The organism is Neobacillus sedimentimangrovi (genome assembly GCF_010614825.1).
GTDB lineage: Bacteria > Bacillota > Bacilli > Bacillales > Cytobacillaceae > Neobacillus > Neobacillus thermocopriae.
Window position 1 is genome coordinate 64,757 of sequence record NZ_JAAFZF010000007.1, and the last position, 20,296, is coordinate 85,052.

General features: G+C 36.6%; 14 protein-coding genes. 11 read left to right on the plus strand and 3 right to left on the minus strand.

Annotation, left to right across the window (positions count from 1 at the left end):
- The first annotated feature begins 281 nt into the window (after nt 1-281).
- From GZA11_RS04705 to galE, 4 genes are all read left to right on the plus strand, one after another.
- Nucleotides 282-1,739: an O-antigen ligase family protein gene (locus GZA11_RS04705; RefSeq protein ID WP_163183088.1), complete on the plus strand. Its 1,458-nt coding sequence runs from the start codon at nt 282-284 to the stop codon at nt 1,737-1,739.
- Between the two features lie 133 nt (nt 1,740-1,872).
- The gene (gene galU / locus GZA11_RS04710; protein ID WP_163183089.1) at nt 1,873-2,754 is read left to right on the plus strand and encodes a UTP--glucose-1-phosphate uridylyltransferase GalU; all 882 of its coding nucleotides are present in this window, start codon (nt 1,873-1,875) and stop codon (nt 2,752-2,754) included.
- Between the two features lie 44 nt (nt 2,755-2,798).
- On the plus strand, nt 2,799-3,893 hold the full coding sequence (locus tag GZA11_RS04715; RefSeq protein WP_163183090.1) for a glycosyltransferase family 4 protein: 1,095 nt from the start codon (nt 2,799-2,801) through the stop codon (nt 3,891-3,893).
- A gap of 13 nt (nt 3,894-3,906) precedes the next feature.
- Nucleotides 3,907-4,896 (plus strand): UDP-glucose 4-epimerase GalE, encoded by a 990-nt coding sequence (gene galE, locus GZA11_RS04720; RefSeq protein ID WP_163183091.1) that lies wholly within the window; start codon nt 3,907-3,909, stop codon nt 4,894-4,896.
- A gap of 303 nt (nt 4,897-5,199) precedes the next feature.
- On the opposite strand, the gene GZA11_RS04725 is transcribed toward galE, so the two are convergent.
- Nucleotides 5,200-6,450 carry a glycosyltransferase gene (locus GZA11_RS04725; RefSeq protein ID WP_163183092.1) on the minus strand — a complete coding sequence of 417 codons (1,251 nt, stop codon included), beginning with the start codon at nt 6,448-6,450 and terminating at the stop codon, nt 5,200-5,202.
- 326 nt (nt 6,451-6,776) lie between these two features.
- Here GZA11_RS04725 and GZA11_RS04730 point away from each other — a divergent pair, with 326 nt between their 5' ends.
- From GZA11_RS04730 to GZA11_RS04745, 4 genes are all read left to right on the plus strand, one after another.
- Nucleotides 6,777-7,535 carry a WecB/TagA/CpsF family glycosyltransferase gene (locus tag GZA11_RS04730; protein ID WP_163183093.1) on the plus strand — a complete coding sequence of 253 codons (759 nt, stop codon included), beginning with the start codon at nt 6,777-6,779 and terminating at the stop codon, nt 7,533-7,535.
- Entirely contained in the window at nt 7,535-8,641 is a 1,107-nt protein-coding gene (locus GZA11_RS04735; protein ID WP_163183094.1) for a glycosyltransferase, read from the plus strand. The genes GZA11_RS04730 and GZA11_RS04735 overlap by 1 nt, the downstream gene beginning before the upstream one ends.
- A 524-nt stretch (nt 8,642-9,165) precedes the next feature.
- Nucleotides 9,166-10,227, plus strand: a complete 1,062-nt coding sequence (locus GZA11_RS04740; protein WP_163183095.1) for a glycosyltransferase family 4 protein — start codon at nt 9,166-9,168, stop codon at nt 10,225-10,227.
- A 466-nt stretch (nt 10,228-10,693) separates the two neighbouring features.
- Nucleotides 10,694-11,074: a GtrA family protein gene (locus tag GZA11_RS04745; protein WP_163183096.1), complete on the plus strand. Its 381-nt coding sequence runs from the start codon at nt 10,694-10,696 to the stop codon at nt 11,072-11,074.
- Between the two features lie 140 nt (nt 11,075-11,214).
- Here the strand turns inward: GZA11_RS04745 and GZA11_RS04750 are convergent, their stop codons facing one another.
- Nucleotides 11,215-12,285 (minus strand): LCP family protein, encoded by a 1,071-nt coding sequence (locus GZA11_RS04750; protein ID WP_163183097.1) that lies wholly within the window; start codon nt 12,283-12,285, stop codon nt 11,215-11,217.
- Nucleotides 12,286-12,631: 346 nt separating this feature from the next.
- Here GZA11_RS04750 and GZA11_RS04755 point away from each other — a divergent pair, with 346 nt between their 5' ends.
- Both GZA11_RS04755 and GZA11_RS04760 read left to right on the plus strand, forming a co-directional pair.
- Nucleotides 12,632-16,801, plus strand: coding sequence for a bifunctional 2',3'-cyclic-nucleotide 2'-phosphodiesterase/3'-nucleotidase (locus GZA11_RS04755; RefSeq protein ID WP_163183098.1), 4,170 nt, complete (start codon nt 12,632-12,634; stop codon nt 16,799-16,801).
- Between the two features lie 197 nt (nt 16,802-16,998).
- The gene (locus GZA11_RS04760; RefSeq protein ID WP_163183099.1) at nt 16,999-18,060 is read left to right on the plus strand and encodes a glycosyltransferase family 4 protein; all 1,062 of its coding nucleotides are present in this window, start codon (nt 16,999-17,001) and stop codon (nt 18,058-18,060) included.
- A gap of 131 nt (nt 18,061-18,191) precedes the next feature.
- Here the strand turns inward: GZA11_RS04760 and GZA11_RS04765 are convergent, their stop codons facing one another.
- Entirely contained in the window at nt 18,192-18,830 is a 639-nt protein-coding gene (locus GZA11_RS04765; protein WP_038537389.1) for a YigZ family protein, read from the minus strand.
- A 299-nt stretch (nt 18,831-19,129) separates the two neighbouring features.
- Here GZA11_RS04765 and GZA11_RS04770 point away from each other — a divergent pair, with 299 nt between their 5' ends.
- On the plus strand, nt 19,130-20,290 hold the full coding sequence (locus tag GZA11_RS04770; RefSeq protein WP_144242970.1) for a sensor histidine kinase: 1,161 nt from the start codon (nt 19,130-19,132) through the stop codon (nt 20,288-20,290).
- Nucleotides 20,291-20,296 lie beyond the last annotated feature (6 nt).

A 20,296-nucleotide genomic window follows, 5' to 3' on the forward strand; every position in this document is an offset into this window, starting at 1 on the left:
AGAAAAATTTATTTAAGAAATGAAAAACATGATTTTTGGCATTACTCATTTTGATTGAACCGCCGTATACATAACGATATGTGCAGCTGTATGAGAGAACAGGAGTTAATTACTCCCTCTTACTATTTAAATGACAAATAATAAAAATGCATTTATTATTAGATTTACTGACCTATGCTTGGTATACTAATAAAATGAACAAAAGATGTTCTGGAAACCCTTGATGTTTATCATTTTTTCCATCAAGGTAATACTAACTATTTGAATAAAGAGGTAGTCATATGTCAAGTGTTACGAATAAACGCATTAAATTACTGTTAGCTGGAATTTCTTTAGTCATTGCGGGTTTGTTTATTCAACATTCTCTTGTTGGAGCATTGATTTCTTTCCTCTTGGCCTTGTTCATATTTTATGATGAGAAAATTGGAATCTTATTTTTAATCATTTTTGTTCCTATTCGTGCATTTTTAACCGTCTATAATCCGGGATTCAAAATAATTGGAGATATTATTATCTTCATGCTGTTGCTGAAAACTATTTATACGTATCGGAAGAATCCACGTGAACTATTTAAATTTCACCCGTTTGAATTAGCATTTTTTGCCTTCCTCATTATTGGGACGATATCGGCCTTAATTACGGGAGTTTCGATAAAGGCGATTATTATTCAGGTTCGTGCATTTGGGCTTTTCTATTTGCTCTTTTATATCGTGAATAAAATGAAGGTATCCAAACAGGATATTAACGATTTTGCCTATACAAGCTTCTTTTATGCTGTATTCCTCTCGTTGCAGGGATTAGTCGAGAAAATCTCTGTTCGTACTCTGTTTCTTCCTGAGGTTTGGCAGCAAATGGAGCTTGCCTATACAAATGCACAGCGAGTATATGGTTTGATGGGTGGTCCAAATGAGACAGCCATGTTCCTATTAATTACCATCATTATTGGTTTTTATTTGTTAGAGAAGACAAAAGGTAAATTAAAGGCGCTTATCTTTGCATGTTTAATCTTGATTGCAACAGTATTTATTTTGACTTATTCTAGGGGAGTGGCTTTGACACTTATTCCGTTTTTACCGGTGTATTTATTTGTTACAAGGAAATTCTCGATACTCAAGCCATTATTCATTATTTGCGTATCCGCATTTATTTTATATGTAGGTGTTGAAAAGGCGACTAGTTATGTAGAAGATTATCAGGCAAGACAGGAAGCATCCAATGAGGAAGTTTCGAAAGAGAAAGACAGCAAAGCCAGCCATAGGGAAAAAGGAATAAACCGTTTTTCCGGCGCTTTCTCTGAAGAAAATATTGCTTTAAGTAATGCTGACGGTCGGGTTTACTATTTTAAAAAGGCATTAGATGTATTTTTGGATAAACCAGTAATGGGTTATGGTTTTGGAACATATGGAGGATCAGCAACACTTATTTACTCCTCACCTATATATGATAAATATGAGATTTATGGCAATTTCTATTCTGATAACCAATATACCCAATTGATTGCCGAAACGGGAACATTGGGAGTTTTACTCATGCTTATAACGGTTATTTTATTGATAAAAATTACTTGGGATCTTAGAAAAGACTTTAAATTTTCTCCGATTCTTATATACTTTATTATTGCTGCTGTAGTCAGCGGTGCAGTATATAATATTCTCGAAAATGATGTATTTACGATGTTCTATTTCATAATACTTGGGTATGCTTATCGTTATTTAAATGGTAAACGAGTAACCACATAGAGGATGGAAAAGCTGACTTTAAATAAAGTCGGCTATTTTTTTGGGACTAGGCGAATCTTGTTTGAACATGTTAATTATGAAATAATAAAATGATAAAAATTGAACATTTATTAGGGTTTAAGGAGAGGCTTTTATGAGAAAAGTGAGAAAAGCAATAATCCCGGCTGCCGGTTTAGGTACTCGTTTCCTGCCGGCTACAAAAGCGATGCCGAAAGAAATGCTTCCAATAGTAGATAAACCTACAATTCAATATATTGTTGAAGAAGCGATTGAATCTGGAATTGAGGATATTATCATTGTAACGGGTAAAGGGAAAAGAGCCATTGAAGACCACTTTGACCATGCTTTTGAATTGGAACAGATTCTTCAGGAGAAAGGTAAGTTTGATCTACTTAAAAAGGTTCAGGCCTCGTCCAATTTAGTGGATATTCACTATATTCGCCAAAAGGAGCCAAAAGGACTTGGACACGCAGTATGGTGTGCAAGAAACTTTATCGGAAATGAACCATTTGCAGTCCTGTTAGGCGATGATATTGTCCAAGCAAAAACTCCGTGTTTACGCCAGTTAATTAATGAGTTTGAGAATACCCTTTCTTCTGTCATTGGAGTTCAACAGGTTCCTGACTCAGAGACACATCGCTATGGGATCATTGATCCGTTAGAACAACAAGGACGCCGATATCAGGTTCGTCAATTTGTTGAAAAGCCAAAACCGGGAACAGCCCCATCCAATCTAGCGATTATTGGCAGATATGTTTTGACACCGGAAATATTTATGTTCCTGGAAAGGCAAGAAATTGGTGCGGGTGGAGAAATTCAATTAACTGATGCTATTCAAATGCTTAATAAAATTCAGCGAGTATTTGCGTTTCAATTTGAGGGTGAAAGATACGATGTTGGTGAAAAACTAGGTTTCATTGAAACCACTATTGAATTTGCCCTTCAAAATAAAGAATTAAAAGACGGCTTATTAGAGTTTATGGAGAAAAAGTTAAAAGAAATGAAGGGTGAATAAACAAAAGTTTTAATCGTTTTACTATAAAAAATGAGGTTTTACGGATGAAAAAAATTAAAGTACTCCATGTTTGTGATACATTGGATAAAGGTGGCTTAGAAGAAGTTATTTATAATTTAGTTAAAAATACGAATGATGAAGAGTTCGAGGTAAGCGCTGCTTGTTTTCAAGGCGGAGTCGTTGCTGATCGCCTTAGGGAAAATGGGTTTATTTGTCATGAAATAAATGAAACTAAAAAATCAGCCCGAATCAATGCGTTAAAAAACTATATTCAAGCAGGCAAGTTTGAAATAGTTCAAGTCCATTTTTCCTTTGACGCTATCAAGGCAGCTAAGCGGACGAATGCGAAAGTTATTGAAACTACCCATAATACTTATCACTTTTTTGAAAATCCATGGGGAAGGTTAAAGTATAGCTACTATCTCAATTTAGTGGATGCAGTTGTTGCTGTTTCGACGCCGGTAAAAAATTTTAATCTGGCTAATTTTAAGGTGTTCGACCAGAAGAAATGTGTGGTTATAACCAATTCGATTGACCCAGAACGAATCGTCCCGACTGAACGGACGAAAGAGGAACTGAAAAAGGAATTTGGCCTTCCTGAAAACTCTTTGGTTATCAGCACTCTATCTCGACTTGATGTTCAAAAAGGACTTGAATACTTTATTGAAGCAGCTAAACGCTTGAATGAAACATATAACCATCTAGTGTTTTTAATCCCAGGAGAAGGGACAGAAGAGTACAGTCAATCGTTAAAAAAACTGGCCGAAGGGATAGAAAATATTCGGTTTATTGGTCATGTTTCTAAGGTAAACGAATTGTTTAAAGTGATGGATATTTTTGCGATGCCTTCTCTTTGGGAAGGAGCTCCACTTACTCTACTAGAGGCACTCGCATACGGGAAGCCAGTTGTTGTCACTGATGTTGGAAATACAGCCGAAGTGATTCAGGATGGAGTCAATGGATTTATTGTAGAAAAAAAGGATGTTGAGGCATTCGTGGATAGGTTGAAGATTCTTATTGGTCATCCTGAAAAGCGGGCTGCCATTGGACAGCAAGCGCAAAAGGACTTTCATGAAAAATTCAGCAATCATATTATGATTCAAAAATACAAGCAGCTTTATCGTTCAATATTAAAATAAAGGGGAAGTTACAATGATTTTAGTTGTTGGCGGTGCTGGTTATATAGGCAGTCATACCGTAAGAGAACTGTTGGATCAAGATTATCGGGTTGTCGTTTTGGATAACCTTTCAACAGGACATAGGGAAAGCGTTGATAACAGGGCGCAGTTCGAACAAGGTGATCTTGGTAATCCCGTTGTATTAGATAAAATTTTTTCAAAATACGAGATAAAAGCGGTTATGCATTTTGCAGCGAACAGCCTTGTCGGTGAATCTGTTATAGACCCGATGAAATACTATGAAAATAATGTCGGTGCTACTCTGATATTATTGAAGAAAATGATTGAACATAAAGTAAATAAGTTTATTTTCTCCTCAACGGCTGCTACTTATGGTATTCCTGATTGTGACATGATCACTGAGAATACACCGACAAATCCTATCAATCCTTATGGACGGTCTAAGTTGATGATTGAGCAGATATTAAAGGATATTCATGATGCCTATGGGTTATCTTATATTACTCTGCGTTACTTTAATGCTGCTGGGGCCCATCAATCTGGATCTATCGGTGAAGATCATTCCCCGGAAACACATTTGATTCCAATTATTCTACAGCATTTAGTAGGATTACGAGACCAAATTACTGTTTTTGGGTCTGACTATGATACCTTTGATGGCACGTGTATTCGTGATTATATCCATGTCACGGATTTAGCTAATGCTCATATTCTTTCCCTACAAAGCTTATTAGATGGAACGTTAACGGCTGAGACATTTAACTTAGGAAATGGAAAAGGATTTTCTGTAAAAGAAGTAATTAAAATGTGTGAGGAAGTTACTGGAAAAGAGGCAAATGTGGTCATGGCAGACCGTCGCGCAGGAGACCCGCCCCAACTTGTAGCATCATCACAAAAGATTTATAATGCTCTAGGCTGGAAAGCGAAATTTTCATTAAGGGAAATTATTGAATCTGCATGGAAATGGCATCAAAGCCATCCTAATGGATATCAGGATAAATAATAAGAAAAAATGGTTTTGAACATTACTCCTCCATAGTAGGCAGTAAGAATATACTAAAATGGGGCTGTCTAAAAAGTCCATTTAAGAGAAAAATGAACCCAAATTAAAAACCCAAGAATGTTGATTTAACAGCATTCTTGGGTTTTGCTTTTATAAAGATTTCGGCTGAAATACCACTTTCCGGACAGCCCCGTTAAATTTTTCTTAAAATCTACATTGATAGTTAGATTCATAACATGTTTACTAATTTTTAAAGTCTAACTGTAAGAAATAATACCGAATTTAGGTGTCATAGTCGCTATACTATTTATTTAGTAATGACATCATTTCGTTGAAACGTGCTTCCCAGGTCGTTTTACCTAAAAAGTCATCCAAATCGGCTAAGTCCAGCTTACCAGTCATTAACTGTTCATAATAATTATCAATAGCTGCCTTTACTTCCAATTGATTATTACAATGGGTAACAAGTGGATAGTTTCCGATATGCGGAATTCCGGTTGAGACCGTTGGTAATCCAAAATACAGGTATTCATATATTTTTATAGGATCAACCGCTTCTGAAAGCTTGCTATGTTTAAACGGAATGATGCCAATATGCCATTTCTCCACAAACTTATAAAGCTCGCTTGGATGAACCTTTCCATAAAATTTACAGTTTGGTAGGGCTTCAATTTTTTGCAAAATTTCTTCCGGCGCCCCATGGCCGATAAAGTGAAAATAGAATGAGTCGTTTTCAGCTAATGACAGAATTAGATCCCAATCAAACCATGATGAGGTAAGATGACCAAAGTAGCCAATATGTATTCGCTGATCTTCCGCTTTTTCCTTCAATGCAATATTGCCTCTCCCAGACAATGCAGCGGTATAACCATTACCAATTACATAAATATCTTCACGAATAAAGGAAAACTTATCCTTTAAAGGTTTTGATACAACGGTTACTAAATCGGATACTTGCACAAATTGTTCTTCAATCTTTCTTTCGTACCAGGAGGCATCTCCTGTTTTATAAAACTCTTCCCATTCATCCATGATGTCATAAATGATTCGGTAGCCAGATTGCTTAAGCTGCTCGATGCTTTTGTAAAACAGCTTGGCTGGAAAGGTGGTAATATAGATTTTATTTTCAATTTCGTCAAGTATCTTTAATTTATCTAATTCATAGGTAAAATCATATACCGGTACTTGATAGATGTTCTTATAAACGGTTTGATAGCTTTTCTTAAGCTTCTCTTGATCATCCCATTGCCAAGTAATAAAAAGAACACCTAGCCCATGATCAGATAAATACTTAGCCAGGTTAATAGTCCGTTGGTTATAAAGCTCTTCAAACTCTAACCCAGAAGTTAATACAACCAGCCCGTTAATTTCTTTATTTTTATATTGATTTAATATTTTGTCATAAATTGCCTTTAGTTGAGGATTGTCACTTCTTAGCCATTTATTAATTCCGATCTGAGTGATTGTCCTTCTTTGAATCTTTTGCAAGGTATTTCCCAGCCCATTTTCATTTATGGCTTTCATCCCTTTTTTCAAAAGCTGCTGAATATTCATTCAAAGTTATCCCCTTTAACTTATTGTAGATTTTATTATAACCTAATATTATGTTATTTTAAATAAACGAACATTTATACAAGATTTGATGCAAATAGGTGGTCTGTATAACAATAGACAACATACCAAATATAGCACTAGACTGCCAAGGTTTCCATGAAGGGCATTTTAGTTATTAGTTGATAATCATGAGTGAAAACATTATACTCAGTTTAGCCATTTGGCAGGATTCCTCATGGACAACCATGTCTAATAAAAGGTTCTTGCCTTTTTTCTTGTCAAAAAATATAAATTATCGAAATTTTTTAAGAGAAGAGTGGAGTACCATGAATAGAAAAAAAATAAATATATTAAATATTTTGTTCGATTATGTTACAAAGGGTAGTCTTTTGCAAATCTTAACAAAGAGAATCGAAGAAAATAAAAAGACATTTTTGGTAACCGCGAACCCAGAAATCGTGATGCATGCAAAAGCTGACCCAGAATACTTAAAAATTGTCAATGGGGCAGATTATGTTATTGCTGATGGGATTGGTGTAATCATCGGTTCTAAAATTATTGGAAATCCACTTCCGGAACGGATTCCGGGCTTTGATCTTATGCAGGATTTATTGAAAATTGGTAATGAAAAAGGTTGGAGTGCCTATTTTCTCGGGGCAAAAAAAGAAGTCATTGAGAAAGCGATTTTGAACATTAAAGATAAATATCCAAATTTGAAAATTGTTGGCTATCATGACGGTTATTTCGATTGGAATGAGAATAAGATTCCGGAAGAAATAAAACAAGCAAAGCCGGACATGGTTTTTGTGGCACTTGGATTTCCAAGGCAGGAAAAATTTATTGCTGAAAATATTCCTCAATTTGAAAAAGGTTTGTTTATTGGGGTAGGAGGAAGTTTTGATGTTATTGCTGGTGCGGTAAAACGAGCACCTGTTATTTGGCAAAAGCTAAATTTGGAATGGCTGTACCGACTTATCAAGCAGCCGAGCCGATGGCGACGTATGCTGGCTCTTCCAGCATTTATCATTCGTATGTTCATGATGAAATTTAGCAACCGTAAGGATTATAAAAAGGGGACACCATAATGAAGGTTTTGCATTTAAATGCCGGAAATGAATCAGGAGGCGGGATGGTTCATATCCTTTCTTTATTAAAAGAACTGAACAAGGACGAATTTTTTCTAGGACTTTTTGAAAAGGGAATTTTTGAAGAAAAAGCAAAAGCAGCAGGCATTCATACGGTTACCTTTGAACAAACTTCACGTTACGATTTGTCCATCCTGTTCAAAATTATCAAGTTTATAAAGGAAGAAAAGATCGATATTTTACATACCCATGGGCCAAGAGCCAATCTTTATGGCTATTTAATCAAAAAATTTACTTCTGTCATTTGGATGACAACCGTTCACAGCGATCCTAGAAATGATTTTCTTGGAAGAGGTGTGAAAGGGAAGCTGTTTACGCAGTTAAATTTGGCGGTATTAAAAAAACCGGACCATTATTTTGCCATTTCTAAAAGATTTACGGAAATGTTGGAAGAATTTGGTGTTGGTACTCAAAAAATTACAACAATCTATAATGGAATTGATTTCAGTTTTACGCCTAATAAAAAATTATCTCGTGAAGAATTGAAACTTTCCGTAGAGGATTTCGTCATATTAATGGTAGCACGATTGGATCCCGTAAAACGACATAAACTTGCCATTGATGCTGTCGAAAAAGCGATTCAGCTTCATCCACAAATAAAATTGTTGTTGGTGGGAGACGGTCCGCTTAAAGATGACCTCCGAAAACTAATAAAGGAAAAAGGGTTGGAGCATTGTGTCACCTTATTTGGACATAGGGAGGATGTCGATGCCTTTTACGATGTGGCGGATATTACCCTTTTAACGTCACAGACGGAAAGCTTTCCACTTGTTTTATTAGAATCAGCAAGGTCTTGTACGCCGGTCATTACAACTGATGTTGGCGGGGTCGGTGAAATGATTCCAGATTCATCATATGGGTTCATTGTAAGAGGAGATGAAAAGGAAGAAATCGTTTCCGCCATTTCTACTGCTGTTAAATTGAAGGAAAAAGACAATTTATCAAATATGGGAATTAAATTTTACAATTATGTATCAAAGCGATTTTCCCTTGAATCCTTTGCGAAAAGCATCTACAATACTTACAGATTGTATTGCGATAAATAAACAATACTTTCTGTTCCGATTTTTATGAAAGGGCCGGATTAATTCCGGCTTTAAAATTTTGGGGAATGCGCCCAAAATTTCTGTAAAATTGTAACAATTATGCTATGTTTTTCGTCATAATTCGTGATATAGTAATCTTTGATAAATATTTTATAAATGGATGAAGCAAGTATTCAAAGAAAGTTTAGTAGAAAAAGTGTTAGGAAGCTTCTATATCAATTATCTATGTGACAGCTCATTGTTTCTTTGCCGTTAATACGATTGGACGTGATAATCAATTGGCAATTGTACAGATTCAACTTTTTAAAAAGCCAGTTTTATTGGATTAAATTTGGAAATTAGTGGAGTGAAAATCCAATTAACATCCAATTTTTTTCTGTGATATAATCCACATGGTATGTACACTGACCTATATGAAATTCATTGTTAAATAGATTACGAACTTAGAAGTAACCTAGATAGTTGCTCCGTTTAACCCTGCCGTCAAAATTATGGATGGGTAAATAGAAATGAGGAGGATCAAGATGATCTACATCACCTTGTTTATATGCTTTATTAGTTCTATTCTGCTGACTCCTTTAGTTAAAAAATTAGCCTTCAAAGTTGGGGCAACAGATAAACCGAACCATAGAAAAGTTCACCAGAAAATTATGCCTCGACTTGGTGGATTAGCGATTTACTTAAGTTTTATTTTAGGGATGATTATTCTTCGTCCAGATTCACCATATACGATGCCAATTATTCTTGGTAGCAGTGTTGTTATAATAACAGGAATCCTAGATGATATTCTTGAGTTATCAGCCAAAATTAAGTTTCTTGCTCAAATTGTTGCTGCTTCTATTGTTGTTATTTGGGGTGGAGTACATGTAGAGTTTATTAATCTACCATTTGGAGGGCAGGTTGACTTTGGCTATTTAAGTATTCCATTGACAATCATTTGGATTGTTGGGGTGACAAATGCCATCAATTTAATTGATGGATTGGATGGTCTCGCTGCTGGTGTCTCTTCGATCGCCCTTATTACGATTTCTGGAATGGCGATTATTATGGGAGACGGTTTTGTAACGACAGTCGCATCACTTGTATTGGCAAGTACTCTTGGATTTTTATTCTATAATTTCCATCCAGCAAAAATCTTTATGGGAGATACAGGTGCTTTATTCCTTGGCTATATAATATCTGTACTTTCCTTGTTAGGTTTTAAAAACGTAACCGTTATATCCTTTATCGTGCCGGTAATTATTCTTGGTGTTCCGATTTCTGATACATTCTTTGCGATTATTCGACGAATTGTTAATAAAAAGCCATTATCCGCACCGGACAAGTCGCATTTGCATCACTGCCTTCTTCGCTTAGGCTTTACTCATAGACAGACAGTGTTAATCATCTATGCGATGGCAGCATTCTTTGGACTTATGGCAATCATTTTCTCTCAAGCTAAGCTTTTAGGAGGATTTTTCCTCATCCTTGTCTTATTAATTGTGATTGAACTGATTGCCGAAGCTATTGGACTCGTCGGGAAAAATTACCGCCCGTTAATGAAAATGATGAGAGTGTTGCTTGTTACAACGGTACGCAATAGATAATATGAATACAAGCTTGACCATTTTTATTTTGAGTTGCATTTTCTCAAGTAGATGGTGGGAATGACCTAAGCGGCTTTTGCTCTATATTCATAGGGGGAAGGCCGCTTACTTGTTTTTAACGTCTATTGTGATTTAAAAACGTAGAAAATATGCCAGATCACTAATCACCTAACAACTGCTTCTTAAAGCTCCTTTGAAAAAGGTACTAAACATCGAAATTGTTTTCCTCTTCTTACTATGCCTCTTGAAATCTACCATCCATTCATTTTAATGAAGATAGGGTTCAGATTTCTTTTTCTCATAAGCCTGTAGAATGTTCATTCAATTGTTTTTTGATTTAGAATAACTCCACTAAGATAAAACTGCTCTTTATTTAATCTGTCAACTAACAGGGATCATTCAACTTGTGGTTAGGCTCTTTTATTATGGTTATAATATACATTAAAACTCAAAGGGTGAACTAAAAATGGAGCAGTTCTTAAAATTTGGAGTTGTAGGGTTTTTAAATACACTCATTACAATTGTTAGCTTTCAACTGTTCATTCATTTTGAAGTCAATTACATATTTGCAAATATTTTTGCGTATTTTCTCGGCATGACTAACAGCTTTGTTTGGAACAAGAATTGGGTTTTTCGTGAAAAATTATTTAGAGTTTCTTTGTTGGTGAAATTTGTCATAGTCAATCTAATATCGATCGTGTTTAATACATGGATGCTTTATTTATTGGTTAAGGGATTAAATATTTATACAACCATGGCTCAAATCCTATCAACCGGATTGGGCTTAGTTATTAATTTTACTCTAAATAAAAAGTGGGCATTTGCAGCACCTGTGGGCCAAGAATAAAAGGGGCTGTCTAAAAAGTCCATTTAAGAGAAAAATGAACCCAAATTAAAAACCCAAGAATGTTGATTTAACAGCATTCTTGGGTTTTGCTTTTATAAAGATTTCGGCTGAAATACCACTTTCCGGACAGCCCCTAAAACTTAATATTCTTTTGTTTCAAATTTTTTGTCCGCATTTACAGTATTTATTTCATTAATAGTGGTACCGGAGTCCGCAGTGTTGGTGGTATTGTGGGCTAAATGTTCTTTTAGAATTGTTCGCGTTTGTTCAAGAGATTCTTCATCAAGCTTGTAATAGTATATACCGTTAATATATTCATCGGATCCTACAAGGTTAATGGTCTCAACAGAAAGCCCTTTACCGGCTAGTCCATAATCCATTAAGGATTTCATTTCACTAAATGACATATTTGTTGTCATGTTATCGCCTACCGCTTCGATTAATTTCCCATGTTTTGTAATCGATTGGACGGAAACGGCTTTTTGAAGAATCGCTTTAAGAATTTCCTGCTGTCTCTTTCCTCTCATGTAATCAGAATCTTTATGACGAGTTCTTGCTAGAGCAAGGGCTTCTTCGCCATTTAATGTTTGTAGTCCTGGTTCCAGATGAATCGCATTTGGGTTGTCTTCAGAGTCTTGTTCATCAATTTCATAAGGAACTTCGACTTTTATCCCGCCAAGGGAGTCAACGATATCAATAAACGCATAAAAGTTCATTTTTACATAATAATCAATCGGAATATCAAGTAGCTCCTGAACTGTCTCTATCGCTAATTCTGTACCTCCATAGGCATGAGCATGATTAATTTTATCATTCTTTTTCCTACCTGGGATGTGGACATAGGAGTCACGAGGAATACTTAGTAATTTTACTGATTTTTCCTTTTGGTTTAAGGTAGCTACCATAAGTGCATCTGAGCGGACCGCATCTCCGTATAATTTCTCACGACTTTTACTTGTGTCCACACCAATAAGGAGGATAGAGATATTATCCATATCTGGATTTACCTTGACCTCCCGCTTTGAAGTGGCTTTGACAGGCTGATACGATTTATTTAAAACGGATTCAGCTTTTTTCATTAAGAAAGTTGCGTAACCAGCACCACTTAAGAGAATAATGAATAAAGGAACAACAAACCATAGAAATACTCGTTTTTTACGGACTTTCCTCTTTTTTAGTTTTATTCGCTGTAGGCGTTGAAATTCGGACATATCCTAACTCCTTTAAAATATGTAAATTAAATTAGAACAAGCAAAGATTATTTTTATTTTACCTTTTTTTATTTCTTGCGTAAATTGATATTTTGTGTCGAAAACGATGATGACGCCTCCTCCATTGTTTTGCTTTTTTTCTTATTTTCCCTTTAATTAGACGCCATTCTACATATAGATGTTACATTAACCAAATCTAGATTTATATTATTAGAGGATTTTTTTAATTATAACTTACTAAAATCACTCTAAATTTCTTAATTTTTAGAAAATACTATTAATCTTGCAAAATAATTAGTAGAATAATGTTGCAGGCCATAAATTATTGGTGAAAGGCGGAAAAGGTGTGAGAAGAAAAATAAGAAGAAGTATGAAAAGAAGAATCCTTACTACTTCTTTGGTTTCAGTGTTAGCGTTTTCGGGAATTCCGTACAATGTTTTACCAAGTGTGGTTAAAGCAGAAGGAACGGTTGAAACGGCTCCTACAGCTACTCTACGTATTTTAGAAACTACCGATTTACACTCCAATGTTCTGTCATACGATTATTTTAAAGATGCACCCGTTCCTGACTATGGATTAACTAAAACAGCAACATTAATTAAGCAGGCACGTGAACAAGTAAAAAACTCGATGTTATTTGATGCAGGTGATACCATCCAAGGCAACCCGCTTGCTAGCTATGTAGCGAAGGTGGATAGACTAGGTCCAGATGAGACACACCCCATTTTCAAAGCTATGAATTATCTGGATTATGATGCCGGAATTGTTGGCAATCATGAGTTTAACTATGGTTTAGATTATCTGAACGATGTGTTAGAAGAAGCAAAGTTTCCGATTGTAAATGCTAACATTTATCATGATGATCAAGACAAGGACCCTTCCAATGATAAAAATTACTTTACTCCTTATCAAATGATCGATAAAAAAATTATTGATGATAACGGACAAGAACATAGTATAAAAGTTGGGGTCATTGGATTTGCACCTCCACAAATTATGCAATGGGATAAAGATCACTTAGTTGGTAAAGTGATTGTAAAAGATATTGTTGCAGAAGCGAAGAAATATATACCAAAAATGAAAAAAGAGGGCGCTGACGTGATTGTCGCCATTGCTCACTCAGGCTGTGACATTACGTCGGAAGGTCAAGAACTTGCAGAAAATGCAGTCTATGATTTAACAAAAGTGGAAGGCATTGATGCTATGCTATTTGGACATGCACACTTGAGATTCCCTGAAGATGCTTCCTTTAAAGACAAGTCTAGAATTGATCAAAACAAGGGCACTATTAATGGGATCCATGCAGTGGAAGCCGGCTATTGGGGAAATAACCTGGGCGTTCTCGATTTAGCTCTTGTTCAAGATAAAAATGGTAAATGGAAGGTTGACAAAGCAAATTCCAAAGCAGCCACTCGTCCAGTCGATGCCCATACGGCCGAAGACGAGAATATTGTAAAAAATGTAAAAGATGAGCATCAGGCAACACTTGATTACGTTCGTAGCAAAATTGGTGAAACGAAAATCCCTATGCACAGCTTCTTTACCCGCGTGATGGACGATACGGTAACTCAAATCGTAAACGCTGCGCAAATGGATTATGTGAAAAAGTGGATCGAAAAAAATGCACCAGAATATAAGGATGTTCCTGTCCTTTCTGCTGCTGCTCCATTTAAAGGAGGACGGGGAGGTGTAGGGGACTATACCAACATTGCCAAAGGTGATGTATCAATCAAGAGTGCAGCAGACTTGTACTTGTTTGATAATACATTAAAGGTTTTGGAAGTCACTGGTGATCAAGTAAAAAGGTGGATTGAAAAATCAGCTGAACAATTCAATACCATTGATCCAAATAAGGAAGGCTATCAAGAATTACTAGATTACGACTTCCGTCCATATAACTATGATGTATTAGATGGAGTTAAATATCAAATTGATGTAACAAAGCCAGTTGGACAACGTGTGATTAACTTAACATTGCTTGACGGTACACCAGTTGACCCGAATGGAAAGTATATTGTAGCCACCAATAATTATCGTGCAGGAGGAAGTGGTGGATTAGCTGAATTAAAAAATGCAAAAGTGGTAGTTGACTCCCCATTTGAAAACCGTCAAATTCTTATGGACTATATCTCTTCAAAAGGCACGATTAATCCAGCTCCTGATAACAACTGGCAAATTGCTCCCGTAGGAGGAAGGGCCAAATTAGTATTTCATTCTTCTCCGGATGCCTTGGCTTTTCTTAGTGAAACACCAAATGTGAAAGACCTTGGAGCATCCAAAACGAAGGAAGGGTATCAACTATTTGAATTAGTACAAGAAAAAGTTCCAACTCCAAATGAAAATGTGAAAGTTCAAATATTAGGCATCAACGATTTCCACGGTCAAATTGATATAACCAAAACTGTCAATGGAAAGCCCGTTGGACGTGCGGATTACTTGGCTGCTTATTTGAAAGAGCGTGAAGCAACGAACCCTAATACATTGTTAGTCCATGTTGGGGATGCTGTTGGCGCCAGTTCACCTGCTTCAGCGTTACTTCAAGATGAGCCTACCATCAAAATTTTAAATAAACTTGGGTTTGATTTAGGGACTCTTGGTAACCATGAATTCGATGAGGGTGTAAAAGAAATGCTTCGCCTCATTCATGGCGGGGAGCATCCTGTTACAAAAGAGAAATATGGGGTATTTGAAGGGGCTGACTTCCCGTATGTGGCGGCAAACGTTATTGACAAAAATACGAATAAACCGCTTCTTGATCCATACAAGGTTGTGGAAGTAGGCGGAGTAAAAGTTGGTTTTATCGGGGTTGTTTACTCAGATACACCAAGCATTGTCATTCCAAGCGGTGTGGAAGGCGTAACGTTCACGGATGAAGTAGAAGCTATTAACAAATACACAGAAGAACTGAAAGCCCAAGGTGTGAAAGCAATTGTTGTTTTAGCGCATAATCCAGGATATTCCAATACAGATGGTACTGGTGCAGTAGGGGAAGTGGTTGACTTTGCTAACCAAGTAGATGATGAAGTAGACATCATTTTTGGTGCTCACGACCATAGATACTTAAATGCAACAGTTGATAATAAGCTACTTGTACAAGCTTATTCTTCTGGTACCGCAATTGCAGATGTTGATCTTGAAATTGACCCTGAAACAAAGGATATCGTAAACAAAAAGGCTGAAGTCGTTACAACATTCCAAGAAGGTGTAACACCAGATCCAGAAATTAAGGAAATGGTAGAAACGTTTGTTGCCGATGTAGAACCAATTATTAACGAAGTAGTTGGAGTAGCTGCAACAGAATTAACGGGTGAACAAAATGAGCACGGTGAGTCTACTTTAGGAAACCTAATAGCTGATTCTATGCGGGCGGAAATGAATACGGATTTTGCGTTTATGAATCCAGGCGGAATCCGTGCCAATTTAAATGCTGGTGAAATTACTTGGGGTGAACTATTTACGATCCAGCCATTTGGCAATGATTTAGTGAAAATGACGTTAACTGGTGCAAAAATAAGAGAATTATTAAACCAACAATTTAATCCTGAAAAAGTTCGTATGCTACAAATTTCTGGGTTGAGTTATACATGGAGCAATGAGCTGCCATATGGTGAAAAAGTTCTTGATATTTACCTTCCTGATGGAAGCTTACTTGATGAAGACGCAGAATATACAGTCACTGTTAATAATTTCATGGCAGGTGGCGGTGACAATTATACGGCATTGCTTGATGGTAAGGATAAGGTGATTGGCCCTACTGATATAGAAGGATTGGTAAACTATGTAAAGGCACAAAATGGCCCAATTTCAGCAAAAATCGAAGGTCGGCATCTCAAAGTGATCCTCACTCACAAGTGGATAAAACTTAATGGTCATTGGTATTATTTTGATCAAAATGGTAACAAAGTAACTGGCTGGGAACAAATAAATGGTAAGTGGTATTTCTTTAATGAAGAAGGTATTATGCAAACTGGTTGGTACAAAGAAAAGGGCAAGTGGTACTATCTGGATGCTACAAACGGAGATATGAAGGTCAACTGGGCAAGGATCAACGGAAAGTGGTACTTCTTTAACAGTAATGGCGACATGAAAACAGGCTGGCACAAAGAAAAAGGGAAATGGTACTACTTAGATGCCATAAATGGCGATATGAAGGTCAACTGGGCAAAAATCAATGGCAAGTGGTACTTCTTTAACAGTCATGGCGACATGAAAACAGGCTGGCACAAAGAAAAAGGGAAATGGTACTACTTGGATGCCATAAATGGTGATATGAAGGTTAACTGGGCAAAGATCAATGGCAAGTGGTATTACTTTAACAGCAATGGTGAAATGCAAACAGGTTGGATCTATCTTGGTAGAAAGTGGTACTTCTTGGATAAAATAAACGGGGATATGAAAACAGGCTGGATTCAGGATGGAACGAAGTGGTACTACCTATATCCAAATGGTGAAATGGCTGTGAACACTGTCATTAACGGTTATAGAGTTGGTAAAGACGGAGCATGGATTCGATAAACTCATGCCAAAAGAGGTTATTCCTTTGGGAATGACCTCTTTTTTTATCCAGCTAAAGGAAATGAAACTAAACCTCTTATGAATGATCCTTAACAGGCGTGTCAACCCACTCGTCTTATTTACCGATTTTTACTATCTCCTTCTTGTTTTTGTTTTCTGTTTAATGGACAAACTGACTAGCAAGGAGGATGGTTCCGATGCTGTATATTACTTTAATCATATGTTTTGCTCTTTCTGTTTTTATTACACCATTTATCAAAAAATTTGCTTTTCTTATCGGTGCAACTGATCGCCCGAATCAACGTAAAGTACATCAAACGGTCATGCCCAGGCTAGGGGGATTAGCGATCTATATTAGTTTTATTATTGGAATGCTGCTTGTTCACCCGGTGAACCAATTCTCCTTAGCCATTTTGGTTGGTAGCTTTATCATCCTTATAACAGGCATTTTGGATGACCTATTTGAATTACCTGCCAAGTATAAGCTTATTGGCCAGCTTGCCGCCGCCTGTACGGTTGTTTTTTGGGGGAATTTGCAAGTGAACTTCATTAATCTCCCATTTGGCGGGCAGCTTCAATTTGGTTTTTTAAGCATTCCCTTCACAATAATTTGGATTGTTGGGATTACAAATTCCATCAATTTAATCGATGGGCTTGACGGCCTTGCTGCGGGTGTATCCTCTATCGCTTTAATCACCATTTCGGGAATGGCTATCATTCAAGGGAATTTTTATGTTATGGCTGTTGGACTCATTGTACTTACGAGTACCATTGGTTTTTTAATTTACAATTTTCATCCTGCAAGCATTTTTATGGGAGATACAGGAGCCTTATTTTTAGGGTATATCATATCTGTTCTTTCACTGCTCGGTTATAAAAATGTAACCTTTATTTCGTTTGTTATTCCGGTAATTATTTTGGCTGTTCCCATTTCGGATACGTTTTTTGCCATCCTCCGCAGGGTTATTCATAAGAAGCCATTAGGTGCCCCTGATAAACAGCACCTCCATCATTGTATGCTCCGCATGGGCTATTCTCATCGGCAAACTGTCCTGCTTATCTATGCCATGTCTGCCTTTTTTGGTTTAATTGCTGTCATCTATTCCCAGGCTCGAATCGGAGGCGCCATTTTTTTAATTGCTGTTGTCATCCTCATGATTGAAATCATTGCGGAAAAAATCGGCCTTGTTGGCAGGAATTATCGTCCAATCTTAAATATTTTACAAACCCTAAGGACAAATACAGTAAAAAACAGATAAAAAAGGACTCATTAGAAAATGTCGCATGAGTCCTTTGCATTTTCACTTATGTAAAAAGGATTACCATTTCCATAAATTTTCCCAATTGTTATGTTCTATTTGTACTAATATAATTCTCCTAAAGACTACATTTATTTAATAAAATCTTCTTCAAGATAAAGGGTTTCTCCTTTTTCGATGGTACATTGGCCATTGGTCAGTTCAACCATCCATTCAGAAAACTTATTAATTTGGCTTTCGTCAACGTAGACCTCTACTTGAACAATATCTAAATAATGTATATCTTTGATTTTATATTCAGAGGCACGCAGTTCTTTTTCAATTTTTCCAAGCCAAGTGTAATCAATTTTCACCTGCATAACTTGTACGAGTCTTCTTTGGACTATACCTGTCGCGTCAAGACCTTCTGAAGTTGCTTTACCATAAGCGCGAATAAGACCGCCGGCGCCGAGTTTTATTCCACCAAAATAGCGAGTGACAACAACTGTCGTATCTTTTAGCTGTCTTTTTTTCAAGACCTCTAGGATCGGCACCCCGGCCGTGCCGCTTGGTTCACCATCATCATTAGCTTTTTGAATCTGATCATGCTCACCAATTAAATAAGCAGAACAGTTGTGGGTAGCATTCCAATGTTTTTTCTTTATCTTTTGAATAAATTCCTGGGCGTCTTGCTCTGTTTCAGTTCTTTTTACATGAGCAATAAAGCGGGATTTTTGAATGATGATTTCGTGTTCTCCGTATTCTTTTACCGTTAAATATTTAGAAAGCATTTTAGGCTATTAGACTCCTTTCATGATTTTTATGCTATGCTATTGGTCGAGTAAGTACCAATGTACCTTTATTAAAAAATTATTTAATATACCTTTAATATGGATGTAACCTTCGAATGATATAATAGGTAAGTGAACATTTTTGTTAGGCTAAATGTAGTAGAGTACTAGAATTATTATACTACTTTTTTTTGAAATTGAGGTTGTTGTCGTTCGTTTGGAGGCCGTTTTTAGCAAAACGGTTCAAGCGATGAAAAGGATGGTAAGGCCTAATGGAAAATGGCCCCGGAGGAATGAGTATGAATTTGTCGAAAGTGAAATCGATTGATGATATTAGGGAAGAAATGATTGAAACCGTTACATGCAGTAAAAGTGATATTTTTCAAATTAGTGAGACATGCCGTCAGGATTACGAAAATGTCACTAATGAATTAGCTGAGATCGAACAAACGATGACGACGCTTTTGGAAGAAGGTAGCAAACTTGAGGAAGAGGTTGCTCAGGCAAGACAAAAGCTTTCAGAAGTAAGCATGAATTTTAAAAAATATACCGAAGAAGAGGTCCGCAATGCCTATGAAAGGGCCCACCAGCTGCAAATGGATCTATCCATTAACAATCAGTATAAAAAGCAGCTTATGGAAAAAAAAGAAGAGCTTGAGCAGCGTCTGATTGGAATCAATGAAACGATTGATCGGGCCGAACAGCTCATCTCGCAAATATCTGTTGTAATGAATTACTTGCAAAGTGATTTAAAACAATTTGGTGAGGCGTTTGCTACTGCGAAAGCGAAACAGGACTTGGGGTTAAAGATTATTGAAGCCCAGGAGGAAGAACGTAAACGACTTTCAAGGGAAATCCATGATGGTCCTGCACAAATGCTGGCGAATGTCATTGTTCGTTCTGATATCATTGAGCGCGTTATTCGTGAGCAAAATCCGGAAGATATTTTTTCGGAAATTCAAAGCTTTAAGAAGATGGTGCGTTCAGCACTCTACGAAGTACGCAGAATTATTTATGATCTGCGTCCAATGGCGTTAGATGATTTAGGACTAGTTCCAACACTTAAAAAATATTTGCAAACAATTGAAGAGTACCATAATTATCATCCGCAAATTGAATTTATCAATCTTGGCTTAGAAAAAAGGCTTCCAAGCAATTATGAGGTGGCTTTATTCCGCCTCATTCAAGAATCGGTCCAAAACGCATTGAAACATGCGCAAGCCTGCCAAATTAAAGTGCAATTGGAAATTACTGAATCTGCTGTTCGAGTCGAAATTAAGGATAACGGAAAGGGATTTGATCTTTCACAAAAGAAATCGAATTCTTTCGGTCTAATTGGGATGAGGGAGCGGGTTGACCTACTTGGTGGGGAAATTACCTTCGATTCCAAAATTGGCAAAGGAACAACCGTTAAGATTAAAGTACCACTAAGAATGAATCAGTTAAAAGATAAGAACTAAGGGGAG

Bases quoted from the DNA above. Each gene is read 5' to 3' on its own strand.
- GZA11_RS04705 (WP_163183088.1), top strand. From the start codon at position 282: ATGTCAAGTGTTACGAATAAACGCATTAAATTACTGTTAGCTGGAATT.
- galU (WP_163183089.1), top strand. From the start codon at position 1,873: ATGAGAAAAGTGAGAAAAGCAATAATCCCGGCTGCCGGTTTAGGTACT.
- GZA11_RS04715 (WP_163183090.1), top strand. From the start codon at position 2,799: ATGAAAAAAATTAAAGTACTCCATGTTTGTGATACATTGGATAAAGGT.
- galE (WP_163183091.1), top strand. From the start codon at position 3,907: ATGATTTTAGTTGTTGGCGGTGCTGGTTATATAGGCAGTCATACCGTA.
- GZA11_RS04725 (WP_163183092.1), bottom strand. From the start codon at position 6,450: ATGAATATTCAGCAGCTTTTGAAAAAAGGGATGAAAGCCATAAATGAA.
- GZA11_RS04730 (WP_163183093.1), top strand. From the start codon at position 6,777: ATGAATAGAAAAAAAATAAATATATTAAATATTTTGTTCGATTATGTT.
- GZA11_RS04735 (WP_163183094.1), top strand. From the start codon at position 7,535: ATGAAGGTTTTGCATTTAAATGCCGGAAATGAATCAGGAGGCGGGATG.
- GZA11_RS04740 (WP_163183095.1), top strand. From the start codon at position 9,166: ATGATCTACATCACCTTGTTTATATGCTTTATTAGTTCTATTCTGCTG.
- GZA11_RS04745 (WP_163183096.1), top strand. From the start codon at position 10,694: ATGGAGCAGTTCTTAAAATTTGGAGTTGTAGGGTTTTTAAATACACTC.
- GZA11_RS04750 (WP_163183097.1), bottom strand. From the start codon at position 12,285: ATGTCCGAATTTCAACGCCTACAGCGAATAAAACTAAAAAAGAGGAAA.
- GZA11_RS04760 (WP_163183099.1), top strand. From the start codon at position 16,999: ATGCTGTATATTACTTTAATCATATGTTTTGCTCTTTCTGTTTTTATT.
- GZA11_RS04765 (WP_038537389.1), bottom strand. From the start codon at position 18,830: ATGCTTTCTAAATATTTAACGGTAAAAGAATACGGAGAACACGAAATC.
- GZA11_RS04770 (WP_144242970.1), top strand. From the start codon at position 19,130: ATGAATTTGTCGAAAGTGAAATCGATTGATGATATTAGGGAAGAAATG.